We start from the raw sequence: 24,375 nt of genomic DNA, 5'->3' as shown, positions 1-24,375 counted from the left end.
CCTGAGGATGCGAGATCGCCTTGCCGGCGGATTGAGGAGCCCGCGTCGTGATTGCTCCCGCTCCGGAAGCAATCACGACGCAAGCTTTGCTGCGGGGGCCGCGCGCCTGTGGCGAAGGCGCAGCGGGCGGCGTCAGGCGCGCTTGAGCACTGTCGCGACGGTCGTGCCGAATTCCGCCGGATTGGGCGCGACGGTCAGACCATACGATTTCATGATCTCCGTCTTCTCGGCCGCGCTGTCGCCGGTCGCGGAGATGATCGCGCCCGCATGACCCATGCGGCGGCCCTTCGGGGCTGTCATGCCAGCGACGAAGCCGATGACGGGCTTGGAGAAATTCTCCTTGATCCAGGCGGCCGCCTCAGCCTCCTGCGGTCCCCCGATCTCGCCGATGATCAGCACGGCCTCGGTCTCGGGATCCTTGTCGAAAAGGACCAGGTGATCGAGGAAGGACGAGCCGTTGATCGGATCCCCGCCGATGCCGACGGAAGTCGAGATGCCGAGGCCGACTTCCTTCAACTGCGAGGCCGCTTCGTAGCCGAGCGTTCCGGAGCGCGAGATGAGACCCACCGCGCCCCGGCTGTAGATGTGGCCGGGCATGATGCCGAGCATCGCCTTGCCTGGCGAGATGATGCCGGCGCAGTTGGGGCCGACCATCATCGGACGGCGATCCTTGGGGAAGCGCAGGAAATAGCGCTTCACCTTCATCATGTCCTGCGCCGGAATGCCGTCGGTGATCGAGCAGATCAGGCGAATGCCCGCGTCGGCGGCTTCCATGATGGCGTCCGCCGCGAAGGCCGGCGCGACGAAGGTGATCGACGCCTGCGCGCCGGTCGCCTTCACGGCTTCCCTCACCGTGTTGAACACCGGCACGCCGTGATGGGTCTTGCCGCCCTTGCCCGGCGTGACGCCCGCCACGACATTGCTGCCATAGTCGATCATTTCTCTGGTGTGGAAGCTGCCCTTGTCGCCGGTGACGCCCTGGACGAGGATCGGGGTTTTTTCGTCAATGAGAATGCTCATGATGTCCTTCCCCGCCGCTTATTTCACGCTCTGCCAGGCGTCGACCGCCTTCTGCGCGGCTTCGGCCAGCGTATCCGCCTGGATGATCGGGATGCCGCTCTCAGTGATGATCTTCTTGCCGGCCTCGACATTCGTGCCCGCGAGGCGCACCACGAGCGGAACGCCCTCGATGCGCTCCTGGCGCACCGCGTCCACGACGCCCTGCGCGACCCAGTCGCAGCGATTGATGCCGGCGAAGATGTTGACGAGCACGACCTTCACGCGGCGATCCGACAGCACGAGGCGGAAGGCGTTGGCCACACGCTCCGGCGAGGCGCCGCCGCCGACGTCGAGAAAGTTCGCCGGATTGCCGCCGGCGTGCTTGATCATGTCCATCGTCGCCATGGCGAGGCCGGCGCCGTTGACGATGCAGCCGATCTCGCCATCGAGCCCGATATAGTTCAGGCTGTGCTCATGCGCCTGCGCCTCGCGCGGATCGCTTTGCGAGGGATCGTTCATGTCGACGATGTTGCGGCGGCGGAACAGCGCATTGTCGTCGAAGGACATTTTCGCGTCGAGCGCGAGAACCTTGTCGTCCTTGGTGATGACGAGGGGATTGATCTCGAGCATGGTCGCGTCATTGTCGCGGAAGGCGCGATAGGCGCCCATGATGGTCTGCACCGCGCGCGAGACCTGCTTGAGATTGAGGCCAAGCTGGAAGGCGAGTTCGCGGGCCTGGAACTGCTGAAGGCCGACCGCCGGCTCGACGATCACCTGAAGCAGCTCGTCCGGCGCCGTGCGGGCGATTTCCTCGATGTCCATGCCGCCATGCTTGGAGGCGATCACGCGCACGCGCTCCAATTTTCGGTCGAGCACGTAGCCGAGATAGATCTCGCGCTCGAAGGGATCGGCGACTTCGATATAGACGCGCTGCACCGGCTTGCCTTCCGGGCCCGTCTGCGACGTCACGAGACGCTTGCCGAGAAGATCGCGCGCCGCCTGCTGCACTTCATGATAGGTGCGGCAGAGCTTGACGCCGCCGGCCTTGCCGCGCGCGCCGGCGTGGATCTGCGCCTTTACGACCCAATGGGAGCCGCCGAGTTCCGTTGCGGCGTAAACCGCCTGGTCCGGGCTGAAGGCCACGGCGCCGGGCGGGATCGCTACGCCGTGAGCCGCCAGAATTTCCTTGGCTTGGTACTCGTGGACGTCCATCGGTTTCTCCCTCGCGGTTCTTCGCGTTTATTGGGCGGCAGGCACGCGAGGCGTCAGCCGCCAACTCCAAGGCTGGCGAGTCGTTTCGACCAAGGCGCGGACCCCCTCGCTAACCCTGCCCCTTCCAGGGGGAGGGAACGAAATGAGGGTCCAAACCCGCCAATCTGGCCAAAGCTCGTCACTAGCCGATCTTTCCGCGCACCACATCATAGACCGCTTCCGTCTCGGCCGCCGCCTTGGCGAGCAGCGCGTTGACCTCGGCAAGCTGCTTCTCGGCGAAGTCGCGGTCCTTGATCGATTTGGCGTTGATGAAGACGTTGAGCGCGCAGGAGCGCAGGCCGGCGTTGGCGGCGAGCACGGCGACGCCGGCGTCGCTGATGACGCCCAGATTGCCCTTGTCGGCGGCTTCCTTCGAGAGCGCGATCACCTCGTAGCAGACCTTGCAGGTCGCGAGCGGAGCCAGCGTCGCCGCCTTCAGCGCTTCCTGGATGGCGGCCGTGCGCGCAGCCTTCTCTTCGTCGGTCGCCTTGGGCAGGCCATAGGCGCCCATGAGCGTGTTGAAGGCGACGACGTCCTCATCAACGCCCCTGGTCAGCTCCTCGCGCAGCGCTTCGGCGCGGGCGAGGGTCTTTTTGAGATCCTCGGAGACGGCCTCGTAATTCTTCTTGCCGATCGTCAGATTGCAGACCATCGACACGAGCGCGGCGCCCATGGCGCCCGAGAGCGCGGCCGCGCCGCCGCCGCCCGGAGTCGGCGCGCTGCTCGCCAGCTCGTCGAGAAATTTGCCGATCGTTTCCGTCTTCGCGCTCATATCAGGCCAGCTCTTTCGCAAGGGCGTAAATGTTTTCGCAGTCGAACACCTTGTCGGCGCTCTCGAAGAGCTTGCCGATGCATTCGCGATGCAGTTTCAGCTTGAGGCCGCCCAGCCCCAGCGCGCCGATGACAATCTTGCCGTGGCGTTCCTTGGCCTTGTCGGTCGCCTCGACGCCGGCGACGCCGAGCGGCGGCTGGGCGTTACAGTCGGCGATGAGCTCGACCGTCGGATTGTCCTTCCAGTCGGCTTCGGCGAGCAGCTCGACGCCGATGGCCCCGGCGCCGAAGACGACCTGGGCGCCCTTGATGGCCTCCACGCGGGCGGCGTTGTCCCTGGCCTCGACCGCCTTGGGCGTGAAGCCGAAGCGCTCCTGAATCGCCTTGGCGGCGGCGTCGGCGCGCGCCTGCTCGCGCGAGGTGATCGTGACCTCGGCGCCCTCGATGTTCAGCATGGCGGCGGCGCGCATGCCGACGGGGCCGGTGCCGGCGAGCACGACGGCCTTCTTGCCCTTGAGGTCGGCGGCCTTGGCGAGCAGCGCGACGCCCGCGGCGGCCGTCGTGTTCGAGCCGTTGGAGTCGAGCATGGCGGAGACGCGAAAATTGGAGAAGAAGCGCTTCTTCACCGCCTTGAACACCGCCTCGCCCGCGACCATGGAGCCGCCGCCGACGAAGATCGCCGTGAACTGCTTCTCTTTCGGACCGCGGGTGTAAATGCAGCCGTCGACCAGCGCGCCGACATTCTCGGGCGTCACGCCCCCATAGCCGATAATGTGATCGGCGCCGCCGTCATAGCCGACCACCGTATCGAAGACGCTGGCGACGGGATCGGTGTCGAAAAGGAAAAGAAGCTTCTTGGTCATTGATGTTCCTCAGGCCGCGTCATGGCCGGGCTTGTCCCGGCCATCCACGCCGGGACGTTGCGAAATATTTCCTTCCGCTGCGCCTCAGCGCCGCATGGATGCCCGCGTCGAGCGCGGGCATGACGGCGGGGCGAAGCGCGCCGCCGATCTTACGCCGTCACCACATTGCGCGGCTCGCCGGCGACGAAGGCGTCGATATTGTCAACGAGCTGGTCCGACAGAACCTGCATCGCCTCCTTCGAGGCCCAGGCGACGTGAGGCGTGATGATCAGGTTCGGGATCGTCGGATCGAGCAGGATGTTGCCGTTCTTCGGCGGCTCGACGGTGAGCACGTCGAGGGCGGCGCCGGCGATCACGCCGTTGCGCAGCGCGTCGGCCAGCGCCTGTTCGTCGATGATGCCGCCGCGCGCCGTGTTGATGATGCTGGCGGTCTTCTTCATCGACGCGAGCTCCTTCGCGCCGATCATGCCCTTGGTCGCGGGCGTCAGCGGAATGTTCAGCGTGATGACGTCCGACTCGCGCAGGATGGTCGCGACGTCGACCTTGCCGGGAATGTCCATGACGTCGTTGATCAGCACCTTCATGCCCAGCGCCTCGGCGCGCACCTGAACCTGCTTGCCGAGCGCGCCATAGCCGATGATGCCGAGCGTCGATCCGGCGATGTCATAGATCGGATAGTCGAAATAGCAGAACTGGTTGGCGTATCCCCAGCGGCCGCGGCGCACGCTGTCGACGTAATTCACGAGGTTGCGGCGCAGCGCGAAGAGCAGCGCGAAGACATGCTCGGGCAGCGTGTTGTACGCGTAATTGCGGATGTTCGAGACCGTGATGCGGTTGGCCGTCGTATAGGCCTTGTCGATCACGTCCGTGCCGGTGGCGGCGACGGCGATCAGCTTCAGCTTCGGAAGCTGCTTCAAGACCGGCTCGCGCAGCGGCACCTTGTTGGTGATGATGATGTCGGCGTCGGCCGCGCGCTCGACGATCTGGTCGGGCGACGTCTGGGCGTATTCCGTATATTCGTGCGGGAAATTCGGTTTGCGCACATTGGCGTCGAGCGTTTCGCGGTCGAGAAAGACAATTTTGTGCGACATGAATTTCCCCTGCTTCTTCTTCGTTTATCCCCTCTCCCGCTTGCGGGAGAGGGTGGCCCCCGCGTGAGCGGGGGTCGGGTGAGGGCCCTCATCCGTCACGCTTTCGCGCGACACCTTCTCCCGCGAGCGGGAGAAGGGAAAGCGGCATTACATCTTGAGCAGCGGATTGGCGCGATAAACCGCCGAAGCCGCCGCGACGCCCGAGCCGGGAGTCACCTTGATGCCGTTGTCGAGCATCGCCATTTCCGCGCCCGCGATGGCGCCGAGCAGCATCAGCTCGTTGAGGTCGCCGAGATGGCCGATGCGGAAGACCTTGCCGGCGACTTCCGACAGACCGGCGCCCAGCGCGAGGTTGTAGCGCTTATAGGCGGTCTCGATGACTTTGGCGGCGTTGTAGCCTTCCGGAACGAGGATCGCGGTGACCGTGTCCGAATTCCACTTGGGCTCCTGGGCGCAGGTCTTGAGGCCCCAGGCCGAGACGGCGGCGCGCACGCCTTCCGCGAGGTGGTGGTGACGCGCATAGACCTGGTCGAGACCCTCTTCGAAAAGGATCGACAGCGCCTCCTTGAGGCCATGCAGCAACGGGATCGACGGCGTATAGGGGAAATAGCCGGTCTCGTTGTTCTTGATCATGTCCTGGAATTCAAAGTAGGCGCGCTTCATCTTGTTGGTCTTGCCCGCCTCGATCGCCTTCGGGCTCGCCGCCATCAGCGCGAGGCCGGCCGGCAGCATGAAGCCCTTCTGCGAACCCGAAACGATGACGTCCACGCCCCACTTGTCCATTTCGAAGCGCAGCGAAGCGACCGAGGACACGCCGTCGACGAAGAGCAGCGCCGGGTGCTTGGCGTTGTCCATCGCCTTGCGGATGGCGGCGATGTCCGAGGTCACGCCCGTCGCGGTCTCGTTATGCGTGGCGAGAACGGCCTTGATCTCGTGATTCTTGTCGGCCTTCAGCGTCTCTTCGATCAGGTCCGGGTCATTGCCGGTGCCCCACGGACGCTCCTGCTTGACGACCTCGAGGCCGAGGCGCTGGCAGAGGTCGATCCACAGATGCGAGAACTGGCCGAAGCGCTGGGCGAGAACCTTGTCTCCGGGAGACAGCGTGTTGGTGATCGCGGCTTCCCAGCCGCCAGTGCCCGACGCCGGGAAAATGAAGGCATGGCCCTTCTCGGTCTCGAAGACCTTCTTAAGCTGCGGGAAGAGCGGCTTCACCAGATCCGGGAAAATGGGCGAACGGTGGTCTTCCGAGGGAACCATCATCGCGCGCACGACGCGGTCGGGCAGATTGGTCGGACCCGGGACGAACAGGAAATTGCGGCCCGGAATTCTGGAATTCGACATTATGAGCTCCCTTCGAGCTTTTCTGGGTTTCAACCGATTCCGCCGGCGCGCCGGCTGACCTTTGGGCGCGCCGGGAGGCCCGGCGCGTCGACGTTTAGAACAGACCCGCGATGCGGCCGTTGGCGTCGACGGCGATGTTGTTCGCCGCCGGAACCTTCGGCAGGCCGGGCATGGTCATGATGTCGCCGCAGACGACGACAACGAACTCCGCGCCCGCCGAAAGACGCAGCTCGCGGATCGGGATGATATGGCCCGACGGCGCGCCCTTCGCGTTCTGGTCCGTTGAGAAGCTGTATTGCGTCTTGGCGATACAGACCGGGAAGGCGCCGAAGCCTTCCTTCTCCAGCTCCGCGAAACGCGCCTTGATGCTCGAATCGTAGGAGATGTCGGCGGCGCCGTAGAGCTCCCTGGCGATGGTGCGAACCTTCTCGGGCAGCGGCATGTCGTCCGGATAGAGCGGCTTGAAGTTCGAGGGCTGCGTCTCGATGGTCTGCACCACCGCGCGGGCGAGGTCGGCCGCGCCGGCGCCGCCGGAGCCCCAATTGTCGGCCACGACGCAATCGACGCCCTCGGCCTTGCACAGACGGTTCAGCGCTTCCATTTCGGCCGGCGTGTCGGAGGAGAACTTATTGACCGTGACGAGCGCCGGCACGCCGAACTTGCGGACATTGCCGATATGGCGCTGGAGATTCGCAAAGCCCTTCTCGACGGCCGCGACATTCTCGGCCTTCAGGTCTTCCTTCGCGACGCCGCCATGCATCTTGAGCGCGCGGATGGTCGCGACGATGACGGTGATGTCGGGCTTGAGGCCCGCCTTGCGACACTTGATGTCGAAGAACTTCTCCGCGCCGAGATCGGCGCCGAAGCCGGCTTCCGTCACGACATAATCGGCGAGCTTGAGACCCGCCTTGGTGGCGATGGCCGAGTTGCAGCCATGCGCGATATTGGCGAAGGGGCCGCCATGGATGATGGCCGGATTGTTCTCGAGCGTCTGCACGAGATTCGGCGCGATGGCGTCCTTGAGCAGGGCGGCCATGGAGCCCGCCGCGTGAATCTCGCTCGCGCGCACGTTCTTCTTGTCGCGCGTCTGGCCGACGATAATGTTGCCGAGGCGCTGCTGAAGGTCGGCGAAGCTGGATGCAAGGCAGAAGATCGCCATGACTTCCGAAGCGACGGTGATGTCGAAGCCGTCCTCGCGGGCGAAGCCGTTCGACACGCCGCCGAGCGAGGAGACGATCGAGCGCAGCGCGCGGTCGTTCATGTCGACGACGCGGCGCCAGGAGACGCGACGCGAATCGATCGCGGGCTGGTTGCCCCAGTAGATGTGATTGTCGATCAGCGCCGCGAGCAGATTGTTGGCCGCGCCGATCGCGTGGAAGTCGCCGGTGAAATGGAGGTTGATGTCCTCCATCGGCACGACCTGGGCGTAGCCGCCGCCGGCCGCGCCGCCCTTCACGCCGAAGCAGGGTCCAAGCGACGGTTCGCGCAGGCAGCAGAGCGCCTTCTTGCCAATGTAGTTGAGGCCGTCGGTAAGGCCGACCGTGGTCGTCGTCTTGCCTTCGCCCGCCGGGGTCGGCGTGATCGCCGTGACGAGGATCAGCTTGCCGTTTGGCTTGCCTTCCAGCGACGAGACATAGTCGAGGGAAATCTTGCCCTTGTAGTGGCCGTAAGGCTGAATGTGCTCGGCCGGAATGCCGAGCTTGTCGCGGGCCACGTCGACGATCGGCCGCATCCTGGCGGCCTGCGAAATCTCGATGTCCGACTTGGGCGAAAGGTGCTGATTGTCTTTCCCGCTCGCGCCCGGCGCGGCGGCTGACGTAGTTGACGACATATAGCTCCACTCCCTCTCGAGCCCGTTTTCGCGGACCCTGGCAATTTTTTCAGACGCTCGGGCGCGACGGCGCCAGGCGCGCGTCTGTCGCGTGTTCGCGGCCGGGCGACCGGCTTACGCCTTCGCCTTTTTCAACGGCCGTAGCAAGTTCGCCCTCGCCATGGAGGCCCGGCTCGAGCCCGCCCCCGCCTTCGCGCGCAATAGCCCATCGAACGTCGTGATTGTACCGTTTCGTATGACGGCAATAAAAATTGCGCGTCAAGAAGGCTCGCGCGCGAGAAGGCGCGACGCTGCAATGCAGCAAGAGCGCGCGTCCCGCTCGCGCGAAGATGGGTTCGCCCGGCGCCGCACGTTCTTCAAGCGAGGCTGTCCGGCTAGCCTGAGACCATCCTTTCGGGCAGGTCTAACCCAGACGCGCTCGCCTGTATTCAGACAAGCAACCATTTATATATCTGAAAATCGCTCAGACCGACACGGTGGGCCGGAAAATGACGCTTATGAGCATTTTCGGACAGGGGAGACCCGCCCGACCCCATCCGGGATGGGGGTATGCGCGAAGCCGATTGCGCAGGAAACGAGCAGGTCAAAAAAATTTTTGTCGCACCCGCCTGTCGCAGCGCTGCGCCTATCGGCCGATTACGGTCGCTTATCGAACCGACTCGGACGCGGGAATGAAATTCAGCGCGACGCCGTTGATGCAGTAGCGTAGCCCGGTCGGCGGCGGGCCGTCGGGAAAGACATGGCCGAGATGCGAGCCGCACCGGCTGCAATGAATTTCCGTGCGCACCATGCCGTAGCTGCGGTCGACGGTCGAGCCCAGCGCGCCGGGCAGCGGATCGAAGAAGCTCGGCCAGCCCGTCCCGCTCTCGAATTTTTCGCCCGAGCGGAAAAGCGGCTGGCCGCAGCCCGCGCACTGGAAGACGCCCCGCCGCTTCTCGTGGTTGAGCGCGCAACTGCCCGGGCGCTCGGTGCCGTGGCGGCGCATCACGTCGTATTGCTCGCGCGTCAGCCGCGCGCGCCATTCCTCGTCCGTGCGCGTGACCGGGTAGGCTTCATCTGTCATTGAGGCTTCCTCGAAACGGAGCGGCGCTCCGGCGCCGCGCCATGTTATGTTGGGGCCGATTCAGTCTTTGGCCAGACTGCGCCCCCGTTGACCGGGCTTTTGCAAGAAAGAGGCGACGACTCTCCGATGAGCGACAAGAAATACGACGCCGTGGTGATCGGCTCCGGGCTGGGCGGCCTCACCGCGGGCGCCCTGCTCGCCAACGCCGGCTACAGCGTCTGCCTGCTCGAACGCAATTTCAGCATTGGCGGCGCCGCTTCGGTCTATAAAGTCGGCGATCTCTGGGTGGAGGCTTCGCTTCATCAGACCTCCGACGCGCGCAATCCGCGCGACGCGAAGCACCATATTCTGAGCCAGCTCGGCATTCTCGACGAGATTGAATGGCGACCGACCGGCCCGCTCTACACGGTGAAAGGCGGCCCGGTCGGCGAGCCCTTCGCCCTGCCCGTCGGATTCGAAGCCGCGCATGACGCGCTGGCGGCGCGCTTCCCCGACAAAAGCGCGGCGATCAAGCGTTTCCTCGGCGAAGTGGAGCAGATTCACGACGCCATGTGGACGATGAAGCAGGCGCGCGAGGAAGGCTCGCTCGCAAAATTCACGCGCGGCCTGTGGGAAGTTCAGCCCGCCGCCGACGGCTGGATGAAGTCGCTCGACGACATCTTCACGCGCGACTTCGCGGGGGCGGAGGCGCTGAAATGCGCGCTGGGGGCCAATCTCGCTTATTACGGCGACGATCCGCGCAAGCTCTGGTGGATTTTTTACGCCGTCGCGCAGGGCGGTTACATCGCCTCGGGCGGCGCCTATATCAAGGGCGGCTCCCGGCAGTTGAGCCTCAAGCTCGCCAAATGCGTCACCAAGGCGGGCGGCGCCGTGCGCATGGGGCGTCTCGTTACGCGAATCGAGACGGACGCGAACGGAAACGCCGTCGCCGTGCGCCATGTCGCGCGCCGCGCCAACGACAATGAAGAGCGGATCGAGGCGCGCGTCGTGATGGCGAATTGCGCGCCCTCGGTCGCCGCGGCGATGATGGACGCGCCCGCGCGTGCAAAGATGGACGAAGCCTTTGGCGGCCGGCCGCTCTCGACCTCGCTCTACTCGGCGAATTTCGGGCTGAAGGCGAAGCCGGCGACGGTCGGCGTGAGCGACTTCCTGTCGATCACCCTGCCCTCCTCCATGCAGCGCTTCGACCAATATGGGGACGGCGCGACGGCGATGGCGGGCATGCCGAAGGGCGAATTGCCGCTGCACGCCATCTCGAATTTCACCGCCGTCGACGCCGGCCTCTGGGACGAGCCGCCCATCCTTTTGAGCGTGCTTGGCCTCGACCGGCTCGACAATTGGAAGGGCGTCTCCAGGGAGGATGCGGCCGCGCGGCGCGAGGCGTGGCTCGACGCGATTCAAGAACGGCTCGAGGCGGAGTATCCGGGCTTCTCAAGCCTCGTCACGTCGCGCATGCTGCTCAACGCCTTCTCCATGTCGAGCTATCTCAACACGCCGGAAGGCGCGGTTTACGGCTTCGCGCCGCTGCCGCCCGAGGCGCCGATCCTGATGGGCTTCCCGCGCACGCCGGCGACGCCGATCGGCGGGCTGTATCTCGCATCGGCCTTCGGCGGCGAGCACGGCTTCAACGGGGCCATGCTCTCGGGCGCCGAAGCCGCGCGTCTCGCCAGCCGCCGTCTCGAGGCGAATGAGACGGAATAGGCGCTACTCCACGCGCTCCAACGTGACCAGGGCCTCGCCGCCTTCGCCGGTGAAGACGAGCGATTTGCCGGAGAGCGTGTAGCCGCGCACCTTCCGCAGCGCCTCCGTATAGATGCGCTCGACCTGATCGAGCGGCGGCGGGCAAGCCATGCGCGTCGCCATCATCGGGCCGAAGGTCAATCCCGAACCGGAAAAGGCCGGCGTCCCGGCGATGCGGTTGCAGCCGACCGTCGAGTTGAAGCGGCCATTGGCCTCGAATTCCGCATGCGTGCGCGCGACGTCCAATCCTTCCGCGCCCGCGACGGACACGATACGATAACCTCCCGTGAGCGCGGGCGCCGCGAACGACGCCGTCGGGATCAGCGAGGCGAGAAGACAAACTGCGGCGAACAGAACGCGCATGATCCACCTCCAACGAAAAATGGGTCAGCCTGATGACCGGGCCCGCCGGTCACAACCAGCCTCGCGCTTACACGTCCTCAGCAAGCGCGAAGCGGTGGATCAAGCCGCCGATCAGGCCGCCGAGGAGCGGCGCGACCCAGAAGAGCCATAACTGCTCCAGCGCCCAGCCGCCCACGAAGACCGCCTGGCTCGTCGAGCGCGCGGGATTCACCGAAGCGTTGGTGATCGGGATGTCGACGAGATGGATCAGCGTCAAAGCGAGGCCGATGGCGAGCGGCGCGAAGCCCACCGGCGCGCGGCCTTCCGTCACACCGAGAATGACGAGCAGGAAGAAAGCCGTCAGCACAGTCTCGGCGAGGAAGCCCGACTGCCATGTATAGCCGTTGGGCGAATGATCCTCGAAACCGTTGGCGGCGAAGCCGTTGGAGAGCGAGAAATCGATATTGCCCTGGGCGATCTTCAACAGCACGAACGCGGCGAAGGTGGCGCCGATCAACTGCGCCAGCCAATAGGGGCCGAGATCCTTCCATGAAAAGCGGCCGGCCGTCGCGAGGCCGAGCGTCACCGCTGGATTGAAGTGTCCGCCGGAGATCGGACCGAAAGCATAGGCGCCCGTCAGCACGGTCAGGCCGAAGGCGAGCGAGACGCCCGTGAAGCCGATGCCGAGCTGCGGAAAGCCGGCGGAAATCAGCGCGCTGCCGACACCGCCGAACACCAGCCAGAACGTGCCGAGGAACTCGGCGAAAAGCTTGCGGCCAAAAGCCTTGCCGAATCCTTCCTGCATGGAAAAGCTCCCCGATTCATGTGCAACGACGCCAGCCGGCTCGCTGCCGCGCTCGACGCGTTTGAGAGAAAGGCCGTAGCCCATCCAGCTCGCCCCGGCGAAAATCAGATCGACCCCGAGAAACGTGCCGAGCACCCAGAGGCTCGAATAGGGCCATTTCGCGAGAATGACGGCGCCGAGCAACAAGGTGACGACGCCGGAAAACACGACGAAGCCCCATGGCGCGTTCTTGGGAAGCTGAAAGGCGAGAAAGGTGCGCACGAGCCCCGAGGCGACAAGCCCGGCGCCGAGCAGAAGCGTCAGGAAGCTGGCCGCCAGCAGCGGATTGGCGACCGTCGCTGCGCCGGCGATGACGTAGAGCAGGCCGATCAAGTCCCAAAGGAAAAATTTCTTCCAGGATCTCACCGCGAAGGCGTAGACGATTTCAACGACGCCGCTCACGATCATCGCCACGCCGACGAAGACGACAGTCAGAACCGTCGACGCGACGACGCTGCCGAGCGCGATAAATCCGGCAAGAGCCAGGAACGCGCCGAACGCGACCATCCATCCCCATTTTTCGCGCAAAGGCGCGGCCTCCGCCGCTCGCACCCGAATGATGTCGTCCGAGGATAAACTGGACATTCCGCATCCTCCTCAATCCGCATATGTGCAACAGAGAAAGGCTAACAGCGCTTTTCCCCGAACGCCAACGCAAAGTTGAGCGTTGTCCGAAATTAAAGACTTGCGGCTGCGCTCAGCTTTGACGGCGCGTAAACCGCCAACCGAAACGGCTCGGCTTTTTCGTCAACCGGAAATGCCGCGGGCCGCACTCTTCGCGCAAGGCGACGTCGCGACGCGCGTCGTCTTTTGCCGCCCGCGGCAGATTTGCCGGCGCGGGAGATGATCGTCCGGGACTAGAGATCGGCCGGGACCATAGATCGGCGCCCGTCGTCAAAACTTTACGCCGGCGCCCATGGGCGGCCCGTGCATAAGGGCGTTGGCGCCATAGCGCAGTCTAGCGGGCGTCTCTCAGGGTCATCGCCCTTATCGCTCTTATGGCGGCGGCCATATTTTGGATCGAGCGATCCTCCGGCTCGAGTTCCGCGAGTCGCTCGGCATGGGGCAGCGCCGCCGCATAGTCCCCCGCCTCCGCCTCATAGGAAACGAGCGCCGCAAGCATGTCCCGGTCGAAAGGATGGCTCGACAGGGCGCGCTCGAGGGTCTCGATCGCCTTCGTCGTCGCGCCCGTGTCATGAAGCGCGACGCCGTAGACATAAGCGAAGCGCGCATCCTCCGGCGCCAGGCGCGCCGCCTGCTCGAGGCTCGGCATGGCCTCGCCGAGCCGCTTCTGCCGGACGAGGCTCAATCCCAGGGCGTGAGTCAATGGGCCCGAGTCCGGGTTTCGGACAAGCGACTCCCGCAACGCGGCCTCCGCTCCGGCTTCATCGCCGTCTCTGCGCAGGATGTCGGCGAGAGAGATGGCGGCGGGCGCGAATGTCGGGTCCAGCGCGAGCGCCTTCTCATAGGCGGCCCGCGCCGCCTCGATCTTCCCGCGCGCAAGATTGAGCGCGCCGAGATTGGCCTGGGATTCCGGCCGCTCGGCGTTGAAGCGCTGGCCGGCCTCATATTCGGCGAGCGCCTTCTCGAAAGCCGCGCGCTCCGTCCCGGAGAGCCCCGCCTCGGCGTCGCCGGCAAGGGCGCGAGCCGCGTCCATTCGGACGAGTCGCGTCTCGTCCGAAAGAAGCGGAACGAGGGCCTCCCGCTTCGTCGTCGCGTCGGCGCTGGCGAAAACGGCGACGGCCGTCGCGCGCGCCATGGGCTCCTTATCCGAGAGCGCGCCTCTCGCGGCCTGCAACGCGGCCGCCGTCGGCGATTGGCTGAGCCGCTGCAGCGCGCTCGCCCGCACGATGCCGGCCTGTCCGGCGTCCGCGACCATCCGCGCCAGCGCGGCCTGAGCGCCCGGCGCGTTGGCGTCGGCGAGCTGGAAAGTCTCGGCAAAGCTGTGCGCGCCGGGCTTCGACCCGGCGCCCCAGGATTTGAGCGCCTCGACGGCCCAGGCGGCGCTTTTCCCGGCGTGACACCCATTGCAGGCGTTCGGCGTCGCGAGGGAGGCGGTGCGGTCGGGGCGGGGAATGCGCATCGAGTGATCGCGCCGTGCATCGACGCCCATATAGGTTGTCGTCGGCATGTGGCAGTTCGCGCATTGCGAGCCGGCCGATCCGGCCGTGTGACGATGATGCGCGGGCGCGTCGAAAACCGTGGGGGCATGGCACTGGCCGCAGACGGCGTTTCCCGCCAGACGCAATTCGCCCGAATGCGGATTGTGGCAATCCGAGCAGGTCACGCCCGAGCCATGCATGCGGCTTTGCATGAAGGAGCCGAAATTATAGACCTCGTCCCGCTGCTGGCCGTCGATGTGATAGAGACCGGCTTCGAGCGTCACCGGGCGGAAGGCGTCGTAGAACCGCGCGGCCGCGACGGGGTCGTCCGAAAATTGCTCGCGCCGCGCATGGCAACCCGCGCAGACAAGCGCTTCCCGATCGCTCGCGGGCGGACCGGGCCGGATCGCCGTCGCGCCTCCCTCCCTCCGCCAGTTGACGCCGCCTCGTCCAAGGCTGACGGCAAAGCCGCGATTCGGCTTCGAGGACGACGGCGCGGCGGCCCAGGCGAGGTGATCGGAGGCGGGCCCATGGCAGGCTTCGCAGCCAACGCTGATCTCCGAGAAGGTCGTCGCGAAGGCGTCCGAGGCAGGGTCGTAATTTTTGCGCAGATTGGTGGAGTGACACCAAGCGCACTGATGATTCCAGTTCTGGCCGATCCCCGTCCAGCGCAACGGATCGCCGGGGGCGAGCTTGCGGCCGGGATAGAGATCGAACCAGCGCTGGCCGCCTTGCTCGGCCGGGCGAGAATCCCAAGCGATTCCGAAGGCCTGAAGACGGCCGCCCGGAAGCGCGATCAGATATTGCTGAAGCGGCGCGACGCCGAAGACGTAACGCACCGCGAAGTCGCCTTGCTTCCCGTCCGGCCCCTCCGTGCGGATAAGGAACCCGCCGTCTTTCCGGAAAAAAACCGTTTCCGCCTCTCCCTTTTTGAAAACGGCGCCGTCGAACCGGCCAAGCACGCTCGCCTCTCCTGGCTCCTGCATCGCCGCCTTGTGCTGCGAACGCAGCCACTCGGCATGTTGGCTCTCATGGCAGGAGACGCAGGTCCCGGAACCAACGAAGCCCGCAGGGGGCTCGGCGGCAAGAGCTGCGAAGGCGCAGGCCAGGCAGACGGCCGCGGCCAGGAAACGCGCAAGGGAAAACATGAAACGTCCTCGGCCGGGCCTCGAAACGGTCGACAGTGGCTTTCCCGATGCGGAACCGCAACCGCGCCCAGGCAGGGAAGGAGACTTTTTTTGGCCTTGCTGCAGCGTTAGAAAGCCGCGTTTCAATCCAAACACCGGAAAAGAGATGAGTTCCGCCCGCGATCTGTCCAAGTATGAGCCTTTCGACGGCTTGTTCACGCGCGTTCAAAAATTCTCTCATCTGGTCGGCGTCGTTTTGCTTCAGGACGTCCGAACGCGTTACGGCGGCCGGAGCCATCTCGGCTATATACTCGGAATTATGATTCCGTTGCTCCATATGTCGGTGATTACGGGCACGTTTCTGATAAAGACCGCGATATCTCCGGTCGGCGACAGCCCGGGCCTTTTTGTGGCGACGGGAGTCATTCCGTACATCCTTTGCCTCTATCCGGCGCGCGAGATGCCCCGCACGCTCATGGAAAATCGGCAGCTCCTGGCGATTCCGATGCTGCAGCCCATCCATCTGATGGTGAGCCGCGCAATATTGGAGATGCTGAGCGCAATCATTGCGCTCTCCATCTTTGTTCTCGGACTTTACTTGCTGGAGATTGATCTCGTCCCGATCGACTGGCACGACGCCGCCAGGGCGGTCGCCGCGGCGATTTTTCTGGGCGTCGGTCTCGGCTTCTTCAATACGGTTATGGTCGCTGCGGTGGGTTTCTTTTACATCATGTTTTTCATCGTTCTTGCGGTCACTCTCTATATCTTCGCGGGCGTGTACTTTCCCGTCAACGCGATGCCGGAGGAGATACGGGAATATGCCGAATATAATCCGATCTTTCAGCTCGTCGAATGGATGCGCACGGCCTATTACACCAGCTACGACATCGGAGAAGTGAACAAGCCCCTCGTCCTTGGCCTCGCCTTAGCCGGTCTTGCGCTCGGCCTAATTGGCGAGCGGTTTATCCGTGGAAAGATTTTGTCTCCCTGACGGCAAGCCGGCTGGCGCTATTCTCCGTCGCCTTCGCCGGAGCGGCTCGACGACGGTATATCCGCTTTCGGCGAAGCCGATTCGGTTCTGAGGGCGAGGAATTCCAGCGCCTCTTCGTCGCACATCAGCTTCATGGCGTCCGCGACCGCGTCCGTCGGCCCGGATCCCGTGGGCGCGAGCGCCTTCACCGTCCGCCGCAGCGCCTCTTCCACGAGCCCGCGCTTGATGAAACGGCGCTCGAAGACGCGCATGACGTGAGCGACGCCCTCGGGCGTCACGCTGCGCCTGTCAGGGCCGAAATAATCGACGCCGCAATAGGCGCCCGCGACGATCTCGTAGGAAGGAAAATAAGCGACCTGATCGCAGCGGCGCTCCAGCATGTCGCAAGCGACCCGCAGGATCGACTTGGACGCCATGGTCGAGACCATGACATGTCGCCGCTCGGCTGTCGCGACCAGCGGGACAGGCGAGACCGTGAGAATGACGCGGGCATCGGGATTGACGCCGCGCAGGCGCTCGAGAAACCCGGTCATGTCGGCCACGACCTCTTCAACGCCGAAATTGACGAACTCATGCGCGGCGGCCGTATATTCCCCTCCGGCGACGCCAGGGCACAGAGGAAATACGGCGCCGTCCTCGCGCGAACGCCACGCTTCGGTCAGCCCCAGGGTGAAAATGAAGACATCCAGCGTCTCGAAAGCTTCCCGCACCGCCGCGAAATGTGTCGCCCGGTCAAGATCAAGCTCGCGGACGGAGTTGAAGCCTCCTTCCTGAATCTGCGGGCGGAAGGGATCGATAACGACGCCGGTCCCCTCGCGCCAGCAGTTCTCTTTCGGTGTGAAGCGGTCATAAGCGCGGTCGAAAAGCTGCAGCAGCTGCCGGCTCGTATAGACATTGCCGTAGCGCGCGGAATAGACGCCGTAATTCAGCGCCCGCGCGGCGCCCCCGGTGAGAAAGGGATGCAGCTTCTCGGTCACGAGATAATCGCAGCCGCTTTTCGCGAGATGGCGTCCAATATGCTGAGCGAAGCAACTGCCGGCCGTCACGATCTTGTCGCGCGGGCTGATGCGGAACGGCGGTTCGACCATTGGATCGATTTCGTTCGGCGGGACATTGGCGACCGCCTGGCGCCAGTAGGCGGAGGCAGGCAGTCTCGAATAAGGATTCGTCTTCATTTTTCGAGGTCCGCCGCCAGTCGCGCATCCATCGTCTCGATCGCCTTTCGGACCATCGCCTCGCCAAATAGCGGATTGGCGTGGCTCGCATCGGCGCCCCAGGCCGCCTCGGCGAGCACCCCCGGCGCAGAAATAAAGCGCTCCGGGACGCTCACAAATTCAATCTTTTCCTTCGCGCAGACCTTTCGATAGAGCGCGCTTTGCACGCGCCACATCTTGTATCGGAAAAGCTCCGAGGAAAGCTTGGCGCGATCGACCGCTTTGCGGAAGAACTCCTTCGGATAGGCGAGGACGCGCGCATCCGGCAGAGGCGGCGGCGGCTCCAGACAAAAGAGCGGGACGGGCGTTGCGCGCCGCAGAGCGGACAGCGTCGCGAGGGTCGACGCCATTTTTTCCCGCATCGTTTCGCGGATGGCCGCCTCGGGAACGATGGAGGCGCGTTCCGAAAGCGGCAGATCGGGATCTTCGCCGAGAACGAAGTCGATCGGTTCGCGCGGCTGCACGACCGACATGGCGATATGCTCGTTGCCGCCGACCGAAAGAAGCCCGGCGATCGCGTCTTCTTTTGCGACGATTTCGGCAAGGCGCGGATTGATCAGCGGGCCGTCCGCGCCTTCGACGAGCGTCGGCATGATCTGCGGATCGTAGAGATAGACGAAGGTCGACGAGAAAGCCTTCCCGCCGATCGTCGCGCCCTTGTGCTGGAGTTCGTAGCAACCCTTCGCGACTGCGACGATATGGCTGTGCCCCAGACCGAGTATTTTCATCGGACCGACGGCCCCGGAGATGGCGCGCCGTCGACCTCCACGCCGATCGGTTCGCCCTTCTGAATCGAGCCGGAGATCTGCCGAAGGACGCCCAGAACGCGATGCGGGGATCCGCCGACGCGGATGGTGCGCCCGACGATTTCGGAATCCGACGACATGGCGAAGGGAGATCGTATCGCAATCATTTCCCGGCCTCTGTGACCGTATCGATAAAAGGATTCGACCTCTATCGGTTCGCGGTCCGGCATCTTTTTCCCTCGCCGAAGTCTTGCGCGCCGCTATGGGCGCGCCGCAAGATATTCCGCCCCCGAGGAAAGGCCAAGCAGCGAGCTCGCTGCAGAATCTGATCCGCGCCCGAATTTTCCCCAAAAGGCAAGCTGTGTTAATGCTTCAAACTTTAAGACTCGCCCGCCTCATGAGCAATCCTTACCAGACCGCGCCTCTCCAGGAGATTCCTACTCCGGAAACTTTCGACGAATCCTGTTATCTCGCCGCAAATCCGGACGTCGCGGACGCGGTGAGATCGGGAAGGATTGCGTCGGGCCGGGCGCATTTCAAAAAATTCGGGGCCGTGGAAGGCCGTCGGCAAAAGGTCGCGGAAGACGAGAGCGTGACCGACGACAATTTCGACGAATCGCGCTACCTCGCCTCGAATCCCGACGCGCAGGAGGCGGTGCGCCGCGGCGACTATCCGACCGGCCGCGCGCATTTCGACGCGATCGGCCGCCGCCAGAGCCGAAGGCAGCGCCGCGAAAGCCTCCTGCCCGCGATTCGCGCGCGAAAACTCGCCGCCCTTCGGCCGCTGCTCGCGGAGCCCGATAAGCCGCTCGACGCCAATGGCAAGCTTTGCTTTCTCGACGCCGAGACCCGCGTCCGCGACGCGCTCGATGACGAAATTCCAGTGAGCGAAAACGGCTATGACGACGAGACGGCGCGACTCATCGAAAGCTGCGCCGATGGGCTGGTGCTGGACGTGGGCGCGGGTTTCCGGCCGGTTTACTACAGCAATGTCGTGAATCTGGAGGTGAAGGACTATCCGACCACGGACGTCATCGGCGTCGCGGACAGGCTTCCCTTCAAGGATCGTTCATTCGACGGCGTGATCTCCATCGCCGTGCTTGAACATGTGAAAGACCCCTTCGCCTGCGCGCGTGAAATCGCCCGCGTGCTGAAACCCGGCGGCTGGCTGAAATGCTGCGTGCCCTTCCTGCAGCCGCTGCACGGCTATCCACATCATTATTTCAACATGACGCATGAGGGGCTTCGCACCCTGTTCGAGCCCTATCTCGCCATCGAACGGCAGGAGGTGAATCCCGCCACCCATCCCGTCTGGGCGATCGCCTGGCAATTGCGCGCCTGGGCGGACGGTCTGCCGCCCGCCGCGAAGAAATCCTTCCTCAAGTTGCGCGTGAGCGACCTCGTCGCCTTTCCGGGCCCCATGCTCGCACAGCCCTGGGCGCGCGATCTGCCGATGGAGAAGCAGTTCGAGCTTGCCGCCGCGACCATTCTCTTCGCGCGCAAGCCGATGGATTCCGCGCCAGAATGAGCCTCGCGAGCCTCCATATTCACAAGGGCCTCGACGATTGGCTCTTCCTGACCGGCGGATCTAACTTCGTCACGACGCTCTATCAGCGCGACGGCGGGCATCTCCCCGACGCCGCCTTGGCGCGATGGCGGGACGCGGTCGTGGCGCGCAAGGCGCGTTGCGACGCGCTCGGCGCGCGTTATGCCCATATCGTGATACCTGAGAAGCTGACCATTTACGGCCATAAGCAGGCGGAGCCGCTGGTCGATCCCGACCTCGCGCCAGGACTGCGGCTCATCAAGCTCTTCCACGGCGACCCGGCGATTTACGGCTATGTCGATCTCATCGCGTTGATGCGCGCCCATCGCGACAACGTGGATCTCTATTGGCGAACGGACACGCATTGGAGCCCGGTGGGCTGCCTGTTCGGCTATGAGACGCTTTGCGACGCGCTCGGGCTCGCGCGCAACGATGCGCTGGTCGACCGGCCTTTCGTCGACGACCTGCGTCTTTTGGACCTGGGCTCGAAGCTCGACCCGCCCGTATACGAGCCCGTGCGCGAGATCTCCTGGCTGCAGGACGCGACGCGCGTTTACGCCAACAATGTCGTGCGTCTTCTGGAGGCGCACGAATATGGGGGTGAAATTCATGTCGGGTCGCATGCGATCTTCAAAAATCCCAAGGCGCCGAACGACTGCAAATTGCTGCTTTTCGGCGACTCCTTCTCAGGCGTGAGTCCCCATTTCTTCACCGCGCTCCTCGCCGAGACGGTGGGCGAACTGGAATTCGTCTGGTCGGCCAATGTCGATTGGGGCTTGGTCGAGCGCGCGAAGCCGGACATCGTCGTCACCGAGATTGCGGAACGTTATATGGCGCTGCCGCCCAATGACCGGTTCAATCTGCGCGCGGCGGAAAGGAGACAGGCTTTGCTGGGAAGGCGCCGGCGTTTCGAGGCCTGGCTGCGCGACAAGCTCGCGAAATGGCGTTAGATCGGACTACTTTTAGCCGGACCGGCCTAAGCGCGGATGGCTCTTAGAGGTCCAAAGCGCGCCTTTTTGCGAAAAAGGCGTCCGCTTTCGCGAGCGGCGCTCTAACGGTCGAGCAAATCCGCATAGACCGCCTTCACCTTGCGCCAGTCGCGCTCGTCGGCGATGAGCTCCGCAAGCTCGTCGCCGCGCCTGGTGAGCTTTCGGAAGATCCACGCCCCGTCGAGATAGGCGCCCGGCGCCTCGATGAAATCGAGCGCGCGCAGCAGGTCGAGCGCCTCGACGATTTCCGCTCTGCCACGCTCGAGGCGATGAGCGATTTCATCGAGCGGAAGCAGAAAGCCCTCCGGCGGCGAACGCTGCAGGCGTCGGAGCTCCAGAAGCGCCAGCCGCATCAGATCGACGTGGGCCATCGCTTTTCATCCCTAGCGACGAAAGCGCTGCGCGAGCGCCCGCGACAGGACATAGAAGATCGGCGTGAAGGCGAGGCCGAAAATCGTGACGCCGAGCATGCCGCTGAAGACCGCGACGCCGAGGGACTGGCGCATTTCCGCGCCGGCGCCATGCGAGACGGCGAGCGGCAGCACGCCGAGGATGAAGGCGAGCGACGTCATGAGGATCGGGCGCAGGCGCGTGCGCGCGGCCTCGATCGCCGCCGAGAAGCGGTCCTTGCCCTCGTCCTCGCCCTGGCGCGCGAACTCCACGATGAGAATGGCGTTCTTCGCCGCGAGGCCGATGAGCACGACGAGGCCGATCTCGACGAGGATGTTGCGGTCCAATCCTTTCAGCGCCACGCCGCTCATCGCGGCGAGGATGCACATGGGCACGATGAGAATCACGGCGAGCGGCAATACGACGCTCTCGTAGAGCGCGGCGAGCAGCAGGAAGACGAAGACCACCGCGAGGCCGAAGGCGAGCATCGCGGTATTGCCGGCGAGCTTCTCCTGCAGCGCGATCTCCGTCCATTCGAAGGCGAAGCCCTGCGGCAAGGCCTGCTTGGCGAGCGCCTCGATCATGGCGATGCCCTGCCCCGAGGAAACGCCCTTGTTGAGATCGATCTGCACTTCCGCGGCCGGGTAGAGATTGTAGCGCGGCACGCGGAAAGGCCCGGTCGTGTCCTTGAAGGTCGCGATGGCGCCAAGCGGCGTCATCTCCCCCGTGGCGCTGCGCGTCTTGAGCTCGGAGAGATCGCGCAGCGTGAGACGGTGCGGATTGTCCGCCTGCGCCATCACGCGGTAGGTGCGGCCGAGAATGTTGAAGTCGTTGACGAAGACCGAACCGAGATAGATCGACATGGTCTCGAAGACGCGCGAGATCGGCACGCCGATCATCTCCGCCTTGGTGCGGTCGATGTCGGCGAAGATCTGCGGCGTGCGCGTGTTGAAGAGCGTGAAGGCCTGCGCGACGCCAGGCATATGCATGGCGGGTCCGGCGAGCCCCCATGTCGCGCCTTCGAGCGCGGGCAGGCCCATGCCGCCGCGATCCTGCACATAGCCCTTGAGGCCGCCGCCGGTGCCGATGCCGGGAACGGCGGGCGGCTCCAGGACGAAGACGAATGCCTCCCTGATCGGCGAGAGCGCCGCGCGAATATCGTCGCGAATGCCGACTGCGGTCAGGCCGGCCTTGTGACGCTCGGCGAAGGATTTGAGCGTGACGAAGATGACGCCGGCGTTGGGCGAGTTGGTGAAAGTGGCGCCGTCGAATCCCGTGAAGACGACGGCCGATTGAACGCCTGGCCGTTCGAGAATGAGATTCGTCGCCTGACGCATGACCAAGTCCGTACGGTCGAGCGAGGCGCCGGGCGGCAGTTGGAATGCGGCGATGAGATAGCCGCGATCGAGCGTCGGCACGAGGCCCGTCGGCGTACGGCGCAGAAGCTCGGCGGCGACGCCGATAAGCGCGCCGTAGACAAGGAGCGACGCGAGGCCGACGCGCACGAGCCGCGCCGTGAGAGCGCCGTAGCGCTCGGACATCGCTTCGAAGAGATGGTTGAAACGGTCGAAGAAGGCGCGCAGCGGGTGACGCAGGATCGCGAGGCCATGATCCTCCTCATGCGTCCCGTGCGGCTTCAACAGGATCGCGGCGAGCGCCGGCGAAAGGGTGAGCGACACGAAGGCGGAGATCAGCGTCGCCGAGGCGATGGTGATCGCGAACTGCTTGTAGAAGGCGCCCTGCAGGCCGGTGATATAGGCCACCGGAATGAAGACGGCGATGAGCACGAGCGCGATGGCGATGAGCGCGCCGGCGACTTCGTCCATGGTCTTGTGCGCGGCTTCCTTCGGGCTCATGCCCCGTGCGAGGTAGCGTTCGACATTTTCGACGACGACGATCGCGTCGTCCACCACGATGCCGATGGCGAGCACGAGACCGAAAAGCGACAGCGTGTTGAAGGTGAGCCCCAGCAGCTTCATCACCGCGAAGCTGCCAATGAGCGAAACGGGGATCGCCACCACCGGAATGATCGCCGCGCGCCATGTCTGCAGGAACAGAATGACCACCAGCACGACGAGGACGATCGCCTCGCCGAGCGTGCGCACGACCTCGTCGACGGATTGCTGGATGAACTCGGTCGGGTTGTAGACCGTCGAATAGTCGAGGCCCGCCGGGAAGGACTTCTTCATCTCGACCATCGCCGCCTCGACCGCGGCCGAGGTGGCGAGCGCGTTCGAGCCGGGCTTCTGGAAGATGACGATGGCCGTCGCCGGATCGCGGTCGAGATAGGCGTTGACCGTGTAGTCCTGCGCGCCGATCTCGACGCGCGCCACGTCGCGCAGCCGCACCTGGCCGCTCTCGTCCGCGCGCAGAACGATGTCGGAAAATTGCTGCGGGTCGGAAAGGCGCCCGAGCGTGCGCACCGAAAGCTGAAAGGCGCCGGGCGACGCGGCGGGCGGCTGGTTGATGGCGCCCGCCGCGACTTGAAGATTGGCGGCGCGAAGCGCGGCGACCACCTCGCCGGCCGTCATGCCGCGCGCGGCGACCTTGTCGGGGTCGAGCCAGACGCGCATGGAGTAATCGCGCGCGCCAAAAACGCGCACGTCGCCGACGCCGTCCAGCCGCGCGAGTTCATCGCGCACATAGAGCGTGGCGTAATTGGAGATATATTGCTGGCTGCGGGAGCCGTCGGGCGAGCGCAGATGGACGACCATCATCAGGTCGGGCGAAGCCTTCTTCACCACGACCCCGAAGCGCTGGACTTCCTCCGGCAGGCGCGGCGTCGCGATGGCGACGCGGTTCTGCACCAGCACCTGCGCAAGATCGATATTGACGCCGGTCTTGAAAACGACATTGATCGTCAGCAAGCCGTCGCCGGTCGATTGCGAGGCGATGTAAAGCATGTCGTCGACGCCGTTGACTTCCTGCTCGATGGGCGAGGCCACGGTCTGGGCGATGACCTCCGCCGAGGCGCCGGGATAGGTCGCGGTGATCATCACGGTCGGCGGCGCGATGTCGGGATACTCCGACACCGGCAGCGCGCGCTGGGCGATGAGACCCGCAATGGTGAGCAGCACCGAGAGGACGGCGGCGAAGATCGGCCGTTCGATAAAGAAGTGCGGAAAGCGCATGCG

At 64.7% G+C, this 24,375-nt stretch carries 20 protein-coding genes and 1 pseudogene; 4 read left to right on the top strand and 17 right to left on the bottom strand.

The genetic code is table 11. From position 1 onward, the window contains the following. Window positions 1-132: 132 nt before the first annotated feature. The 8 genes from sucD to msrB form a co-directional block, all read right to left on the bottom strand. The gene (gene sucD / locus ACNHKD_RS04885; protein ID WP_442755977.1) at window positions 133-1,020 is read right to left on the bottom strand and encodes a succinate--CoA ligase subunit alpha; all 888 of its coding nucleotides are present in this window, start codon (window positions 1,018-1,020) and stop codon (window positions 133-135) included. An 18-nt stretch (window positions 1,021-1,038) separates the two neighbouring features. Next, window positions 1,039-2,211 carry a malate--CoA ligase subunit beta gene (locus tag ACNHKD_RS04880; RefSeq protein ID WP_442755976.1) on the bottom strand — a complete coding sequence of 391 codons (1,173 nt, stop codon included), beginning with the start codon at window positions 2,209-2,211 and terminating at the stop codon, window positions 1,039-1,041. 181 nt (window positions 2,212-2,392) lie between these two features. Beyond that, window positions 2,393-3,022 carry a methenyltetrahydrofolate cyclohydrolase gene (gene fchA, locus ACNHKD_RS04875; RefSeq protein ID WP_442755975.1) on the bottom strand — a complete coding sequence of 210 codons (630 nt, stop codon included), beginning with the start codon at window positions 3,020-3,022 and terminating at the stop codon, window positions 2,393-2,395. A gap of 1 nt (window position 3,023) precedes the next feature. After that, window positions 3,024-3,884 (bottom strand): NADP-dependent methylenetetrahydromethanopterin/methylenetetrahydrofolate dehydrogenase, encoded by an 861-nt coding sequence (locus ACNHKD_RS04870; protein WP_442755974.1) that lies wholly within the window; start codon window positions 3,882-3,884, stop codon window positions 3,024-3,026. A 149-nt stretch (window positions 3,885-4,033) separates the two neighbouring features. Then, a complete protein-coding gene (locus ACNHKD_RS04865) occupies window positions 4,034-4,975 on the bottom strand; it encodes a D-2-hydroxyacid dehydrogenase (RefSeq protein ID WP_442755973.1) in 942 nt (313 codons plus the stop codon). 147 nt (window positions 4,976-5,122) lie between these two features. Next, window positions 5,123-6,316, bottom strand: coding sequence for an aminotransferase class V-fold PLP-dependent enzyme (locus tag ACNHKD_RS04860; protein WP_442755972.1), 1,194 nt, complete (start codon window positions 6,314-6,316; stop codon window positions 5,123-5,125). Between the two features lie 94 nt (window positions 6,317-6,410). Next, a complete protein-coding gene (locus tag ACNHKD_RS04855) occupies window positions 6,411-8,147 on the bottom strand; it encodes a formate--tetrahydrofolate ligase (protein ID WP_442755970.1) in 1,737 nt (578 codons plus the stop codon). A gap of 646 nt (window positions 8,148-8,793) precedes the next feature. Next, window positions 8,794-9,210, bottom strand: coding sequence for a peptide-methionine (R)-S-oxide reductase MsrB (gene msrB / locus ACNHKD_RS04850; protein ID WP_442755969.1), 417 nt, complete (start codon window positions 9,208-9,210; stop codon window positions 8,794-8,796). A 126-nt stretch (window positions 9,211-9,336) separates the two neighbouring features. Here msrB and ACNHKD_RS04845 point away from each other — a divergent pair, with 126 nt between their 5' ends. After that, window positions 9,337-10,911: a phytoene desaturase family protein gene (locus ACNHKD_RS04845; RefSeq protein WP_442755968.1), complete on the top strand. Its 1,575-nt coding sequence runs from the start codon at window positions 9,337-9,339 to the stop codon at window positions 10,909-10,911. 3 nt (window positions 10,912-10,914) lie between these two features. On the opposite strand, the gene ACNHKD_RS04840 is transcribed toward ACNHKD_RS04845, so the two are convergent. The 4 genes and pseudogenes from ACNHKD_RS04840 to ACNHKD_RS04825 form a co-directional block, all read right to left on the bottom strand. After that, complete coding sequence (locus ACNHKD_RS04840) at window positions 10,915-11,313, bottom strand: META domain-containing protein (protein ID WP_442755967.1); 399 nt, start codon at window positions 11,311-11,313, stop codon at window positions 10,915-10,917. Between the two features lie 67 nt (window positions 11,314-11,380). After that, window positions 11,381-12,097, bottom strand: a complete 717-nt coding sequence (gene aqpZ, locus ACNHKD_RS04835) for an aquaporin Z (protein WP_442756840.1) — start codon at window positions 12,095-12,097, stop codon at window positions 11,381-11,383. A gap of 174 nt (window positions 12,098-12,271) precedes the next feature. Beyond that, window positions 12,272-12,643: pseudogene (locus ACNHKD_RS04830) on the bottom strand (HdeD family acid-resistance protein); the annotation flags it as partial. Window positions 12,644-13,094: 451 nt separating this feature from the next. Further along, on the bottom strand, window positions 13,095-15,386 hold the full coding sequence (locus ACNHKD_RS04825) for a tetratricopeptide repeat protein (RefSeq protein WP_442755966.1): 2,292 nt from the start codon (window positions 15,384-15,386) through the stop codon (window positions 13,095-13,097). A gap of 145 nt (window positions 15,387-15,531) precedes the next feature. Here ACNHKD_RS04825 and ACNHKD_RS04820 point away from each other — a divergent pair, with 145 nt between their 5' ends. Further along, a complete protein-coding gene (locus ACNHKD_RS04820) occupies window positions 15,532-16,356 on the top strand; it encodes an ABC transporter permease (protein ID WP_442755965.1) in 825 nt (274 codons plus the stop codon). A 17-nt stretch (window positions 16,357-16,373) separates the two neighbouring features. On the opposite strand, the gene ACNHKD_RS04815 is transcribed toward ACNHKD_RS04820, so the two are convergent. The 3 genes from ACNHKD_RS04815 to ACNHKD_RS04805 are packed head-to-tail and all read right to left on the bottom strand — an operon-like array spanning window position 16,374 to window position 18,456. Next, window positions 16,374-17,531, bottom strand: a complete 1,158-nt coding sequence (locus ACNHKD_RS04815; RefSeq protein ID WP_442755964.1) for a GSCFA domain-containing protein — start codon at window positions 17,529-17,531, stop codon at window positions 16,374-16,376. Further along, window positions 17,528-18,298 carry a hypothetical protein gene (locus ACNHKD_RS04810; protein ID WP_442755963.1) on the bottom strand — a complete coding sequence of 257 codons (771 nt, stop codon included), beginning with the start codon at window positions 18,296-18,298 and terminating at the stop codon, window positions 17,528-17,530. The genes ACNHKD_RS04815 and ACNHKD_RS04810 overlap by 4 nt, the downstream gene beginning before the upstream one ends. Beyond that, complete coding sequence (locus ACNHKD_RS04805; RefSeq protein ID WP_442755962.1) at window positions 18,295-18,456, bottom strand: hypothetical protein; 162 nt, start codon at window positions 18,454-18,456, stop codon at window positions 18,295-18,297. The genes ACNHKD_RS04810 and ACNHKD_RS04805 overlap by 4 nt, the downstream gene beginning before the upstream one ends. Before the next feature lie 257 nt (window positions 18,457-18,713). Here ACNHKD_RS04805 and ACNHKD_RS04800 point away from each other — a divergent pair, with 257 nt between their 5' ends. Beyond that, entirely contained in the window at window positions 18,714-19,844 is a 1,131-nt protein-coding gene (locus ACNHKD_RS04800) for a class I SAM-dependent methyltransferase (RefSeq protein ID WP_442755961.1), read from the top strand. After that, the gene (locus ACNHKD_RS04795; RefSeq protein ID WP_442755960.1) at window positions 19,841-20,812 is read left to right on the top strand and encodes an alginate O-acetyltransferase AlgX-related protein; all 972 of its coding nucleotides are present in this window, start codon (window positions 19,841-19,843) and stop codon (window positions 20,810-20,812) included. The genes ACNHKD_RS04800 and ACNHKD_RS04795 overlap by 4 nt, the downstream gene beginning before the upstream one ends. 101 nt (window positions 20,813-20,913) lie before the next feature. Here ACNHKD_RS04795 and ACNHKD_RS04790 read toward each other — a convergent pair whose 3' ends face one another. Beyond that, window positions 20,914-21,222 carry a hypothetical protein gene (locus ACNHKD_RS04790; protein ID WP_442755959.1) on the bottom strand — a complete coding sequence of 103 codons (309 nt, stop codon included), beginning with the start codon at window positions 21,220-21,222 and terminating at the stop codon, window positions 20,914-20,916. Between the two features lie 12 nt (window positions 21,223-21,234). Next, window positions 21,235-24,372 carry an efflux RND transporter permease subunit gene (locus tag ACNHKD_RS04785; protein WP_442755958.1) on the bottom strand — a complete coding sequence of 1,046 codons (3,138 nt, stop codon included), beginning with the start codon at window positions 24,370-24,372 and terminating at the stop codon, window positions 21,235-21,237. Between the last annotated feature and the right edge of the window lie 3 nt (window positions 24,373-24,375).

Origin of the sequence: Methylocystis sp. JAN1, from assembly GCF_052186135.1 — a bacterium.
GTDB lineage: Bacteria > Pseudomonadota > Alphaproteobacteria > Rhizobiales > Beijerinckiaceae > Methylocystis.
The sequence above is the reverse complement of the archived record's forward strand: the minus strand, read 5'-3'. Positions and strand labels throughout refer to the sequence as shown.

Coding starts and splice junctions, on each gene's coding strand:
- ACNHKD_RS04800 (WP_442755961.1), top strand. CDS start 18,714: ATGAGCAATCCTTACCAGACCGCGCCTCTCCAGGAGATTCCTACTCCG.
- msrB (WP_442755969.1), bottom strand. CDS start 9,210: ATGACAGATGAAGCCTACCCGGTCACGCGCACGGACGAGGAATGGCGC.
- ACNHKD_RS04815 (WP_442755964.1), bottom strand. CDS start 17,531: ATGAAGACGAATCCTTATTCGAGACTGCCTGCCTCCGCCTACTGGCGC.
- ACNHKD_RS04855 (WP_442755970.1), bottom strand. CDS start 8,147: ATGTCGTCAACTACGTCAGCCGCCGCGCCGGGCGCGAGCGGGAAAGAC.
- sucD (WP_442755977.1), bottom strand. CDS start 1,020: ATGAGCATTCTCATTGACGAAAAAACCCCGATCCTCGTCCAGGGCGTC.
- fchA (WP_442755975.1), bottom strand. CDS start 3,022: ATGAGCGCGAAGACGGAAACGATCGGCAAATTTCTCGACGAGCTGGCG.
- ACNHKD_RS04795 (WP_442755960.1), top strand. CDS start 19,841: ATGAGCCTCGCGAGCCTCCATATTCACAAGGGCCTCGACGATTGGCTC.
- ACNHKD_RS04845 (WP_442755968.1), top strand. CDS start 9,337: ATGAGCGACAAGAAATACGACGCCGTGGTGATCGGCTCCGGGCTGGGC.
- aqpZ (WP_442756840.1), bottom strand. CDS start 12,097: ATGCAGGAAGGATTCGGCAAGGCTTTTGGCCGCAAGCTTTTCGCCGAG.
- ACNHKD_RS04880 (WP_442755976.1), bottom strand. CDS start 2,211: ATGGACGTCCACGAGTACCAAGCCAAGGAAATTCTGGCGGCTCACGGC.
- ACNHKD_RS04860 (WP_442755972.1), bottom strand. CDS start 6,316: ATGTCGAATTCCAGAATTCCGGGCCGCAATTTCCTGTTCGTCCCGGGT.
- ACNHKD_RS04790 (WP_442755959.1), bottom strand. CDS start 21,222: ATGGCCCACGTCGATCTGATGCGGCTGGCGCTTCTGGAGCTCCGACGC.
- ACNHKD_RS04865 (WP_442755973.1), bottom strand. CDS start 4,975: ATGTCGCACAAAATTGTCTTTCTCGACCGCGAAACGCTCGACGCCAAT.
- ACNHKD_RS04825 (WP_442755966.1), bottom strand. CDS start 15,386: ATGTTTTCCCTTGCGCGTTTCCTGGCCGCGGCCGTCTGCCTGGCCTGC.
- ACNHKD_RS04805 (WP_442755962.1), bottom strand. CDS start 18,456: ATGTCGTCGGATTCCGAAATCGTCGGGCGCACCATCCGCGTCGGCGGA.
- ACNHKD_RS04820 (WP_442755965.1), top strand. CDS start 15,532: ATGAGTTCCGCCCGCGATCTGTCCAAGTATGAGCCTTTCGACGGCTTG.
- ACNHKD_RS04840 (WP_442755967.1), bottom strand. CDS start 11,313: ATGCGCGTTCTGTTCGCCGCAGTTTGTCTTCTCGCCTCGCTGATCCCG.
- ACNHKD_RS04810 (WP_442755963.1), bottom strand. CDS start 18,298: ATGAAAATACTCGGTCTGGGGCACAGCCATATCGTCGCAGTCGCGAAG.
- ACNHKD_RS04870 (WP_442755974.1), bottom strand. CDS start 3,884: ATGACCAAGAAGCTTCTTTTCCTTTTCGACACCGATCCCGTCGCCAGC.
- ACNHKD_RS04785 (WP_442755958.1), bottom strand. CDS start 24,372: ATGCGCTTTCCGCACTTCTTTATCGAACGGCCGATCTTCGCCGCCGTC.